The sequence below is a fragment of the Frisingicoccus sp. genome (assembly GCA_016298055.1).
Taxonomy (GTDB): domain Bacteria; phylum Bacillota; class Clostridia; order Lachnospirales; family Lachnospiraceae; genus Frisingicoccus.
Map to the genome: position 1 here is coordinate 1 of JAEDDO010000205.1, position 3,047 is coordinate 3,047.

A 3,047-nucleotide genomic window follows, 5' to 3' on the forward strand; every position below is an offset into this window, starting at 1 on the left:
TTCGGAATTTTGCCCCAAACTCTGACATTTTGGTCTTATACTCCGAAATTTTGGTGGAAGCAAAATGTCAGTGTATCCTTCATTTCCACACAACAGTGATTCTGTCGTTCTGCGTATATCACGAAAAAGATTCTTTCTGCTCATAGAACACAAAAAAAGCCCTAATGTCATGCTTAAATGTAGCTTCACATCATTCGGATAACTAAATATCAATAAAGCATTGTTAGACTCCAACTAAACAAAACCTTGCGTAAATTCAATTTCCTGTTTACTCATGTTTCATTTTGTCAGAACATACTCTTGTCAGAAGATCAGCAACAATCAGCGTATGCTCCAACTGCTGATAGCAAAATACTCTGTTCCCCGATCCGATTTCCTTAGCAAACAAACGGAATTCCGACATCAGTCTGTGCGCAGGAGAAGCATCAAACCGCTTCTCCGTTCCGTCATTCTTTCTTAACACAATTTCGCCGCAGCTGTTCGCTGGAGTGGCCTGCATCAGATATCCTTTTGTTCCCTGAATCACATAGCTGCATGGAGCGGAGCAGTCCTTTGCCGCAATGCTGACCGCCTGAAATGTATCATACTGCAGTGTCAAAACACCGCTGGTATCAATATCCCGCTCGATATTCGGTAAATAACTGATCCGTTTCGGTGCGCCGAACAATTCCACAACATAATGCAAGTTGTATACATTCAGATCCATCAGGGCGCCGCCTGCATTTTTGGGGTCAAATACCGGCAGGATTTCGCCCTGCTTGAACCGGTCATACCGGCGGCTGTACTGGCTGAAATTACAGCTGACGATTTTCACTTCTCCAACTTCCGGAAGCCACTCCTTCAGTTTCCCATAGTTCGGCAGATACAGCGTAGAAATCGCTTCAAACAGAAACAGATTCCGTTCCCTGGCAAGTTCAGCCAGTTCCTTTGCCTCTTCGTATTTTGTAGTAACAGGCTTTTCCAGAATAACATGCTTTCCCGCTTCCAGCGCCTGCTTTGTCATTACATAATGCAGATGATTGGGTACAGCTATGTACACGATATCAAAGGATTTCTGTTGTAAAAACTGCACATAATCGCAGGACGCATATTCCATGCTGTATTCACGGCAAATGCGCTGAACCTTTTCAAAACTTCGCTTTGTACCGCACATTGCCGCCGGTTCCCAGCCACATTCCGACAGCAGCGGCAGTGCTTCATTCACAATGCTTCCGCTTCCTACAATTCCGATCTTCATATTTCCCTCTTTTCTCCGGTTATACCACATATTTAGAAAACTGTTTTCAAAATATATTATAACACACACAGTTTCCCTTGTGTGTTTTTATGCCTTGACTTCCCTGTATATCTTCTGTGCCGCATGCTTCTTCAAATATCTTAAGAAGGAAGAAACCGACAGACGTTCTTATCAATCTCTCGACCAATTGAAACATAGTCTTTTTTCCTACATCAATGGCTTCACAATTGTCTCAGACCGCATTCTCATAATCGCTGCTTGTCTCCCATTCAGACAGAAAATTTATTTTTCACCTGATTTTTACCTGTCCACTTTATTGACTATATTCCCACTTGACAATAAAAACGCTTTTTTCTACAATGAGAAAAATGAAATGGAAGTGATGCAGATGAATCGAACATGGTACCGCAGCGGCGAAGCCTTGCTGCAGGAGATTGAGCAGACCGTAGTCGACGAACAGGAAATTGCATTCTGGTATCTCGGTCAGTGCGGATTTGTATATAAAGGAGCCGTCACTGTGTATATTGATGTAATGCTGAATGACCACTTTGATGCCTCTGGAAACTCAAAACGCTTCTACCCAGCTCCGTTTTCACCGGAACAGGTACAGGCAGATTATGTTATCTGTACACATAATCACGCAGATCATTTAGCAGTTGAAACGGTAAATGGGATTGCGAAGGGTGATTCCCATACCCGCTTTATCATTCCTGCTTCCTGCTGTTCGGTTCTCACAGATATCGGCATTCCTACCGAGCGAATTATACCAATGCATGCAAAACAGACATTATATCTGCCGAATTTGTCTATTTCTGCCGTTTCAACTGCACATCCGGTTCACCAAAAAGATCAAAACGGATATGATTTCTCTCTCGGATTCCATCTGGATATGAACGGAATACAGCTGCTGCATTTAGGCGATACCTATCTGACACAGCAGCTCATTAAAGATCTGCTTACGCTGCCAACACCGCATATCTTCTTCCCACCGATCAATGGACAGGACTACTTCCGGACTGCCCGAAACTGCATCGGCAATCTGAATTTCAATGAAGCTGCACAGCTTGCAGGCATTCTTCATGCAGATTTGACAGTGCCGACGCATTTCGATATGTTCTTCGGAAATACTGCCGATCCGCTGGAATTTGCACGAACCTTTATGCAATACAATTCTTCCGCCAAATGGCATATCCCCTCACTAGGAGAACGCTTTATTTACAGACGATAAGGAGGATATTCCCAAATGTCAAAAATCATTTTTCTTGATATTGATGGTACACTTGTAGATTATGAAAACCGCCTGCCGGATTCTGCAGTCACTGCCATACGCCGTGCAAGAGCAAACGGACACAGTTATCAGGATTTTCTTGATGGAAAAGAAGCCTTTCCTGACTTACAGCACGGAACATGGGGTGGAAAAGATGAAGAGGCATTATTTGGCGATTTTGGTGTAAAGGGTATCACCAAAGCAAATGCTGTCTCCAGGCTTCTCACCTATCTTGATGCAGATATTTCTGATACAATTGCCTTTGGAGACAGCATGAATGATGCGGAAATTCTGGAGATTTCCGGTCTTGGGATGGCAATGGGAAACTCTGAGCCTGCAATTCTTGAAATTGCAGACATGGATTGCAGACATGGTCTGTGACAGTTGTGAAAATGATGGTGTGGCAAAGACACTCTCTAAATTACAGCTTTTTCCTTAAGCATAAAGTCTGTAATTCATACACTTTTTTCAATTTATAAACCAAACCTTATTTAAGAATTTAATGAAACGAATGGACAGAATCTCTCATAATACGAGAGGGAG

The 3,047-nt window shown here is 42.9% G+C and carries 3 protein-coding genes; 2 read left to right on the plus strand and 1 reads right to left on the minus strand.

Translation table 11 applies throughout. The features are described 5' to 3' along the window. Window positions 1-268 precede the first annotated feature (268 nt). Window positions 269-1,237, minus strand: coding sequence for a Gfo/Idh/MocA family protein (locus QZZ35_RS10550; protein WP_291237365.1), 969 nt, complete (start codon window positions 1,235-1,237; stop codon window positions 269-271). Between the two features lie 373 nt (window positions 1,238-1,610). Between QZZ35_RS10550 and QZZ35_RS10555 the strand changes: the two genes are divergently transcribed. Beyond that, on the plus strand, window positions 1,611-2,465 hold the full coding sequence (locus QZZ35_RS10555) for an MBL fold metallo-hydrolase (RefSeq protein WP_291237366.1): 855 nt from the start codon (window positions 1,611-1,613) through the stop codon (window positions 2,463-2,465). Window positions 2,466-2,480: 15 nt separating this feature from the next. Further along, the gene (locus QZZ35_RS10560) at window positions 2,481-2,885 is read left to right on the plus strand and encodes an HAD family hydrolase (RefSeq protein WP_291237367.1); all 405 of its coding nucleotides are present in this window, start codon (window positions 2,481-2,483) and stop codon (window positions 2,883-2,885) included. The last annotated feature ends 162 nt before the right edge of the window (window positions 2,886-3,047 follow it).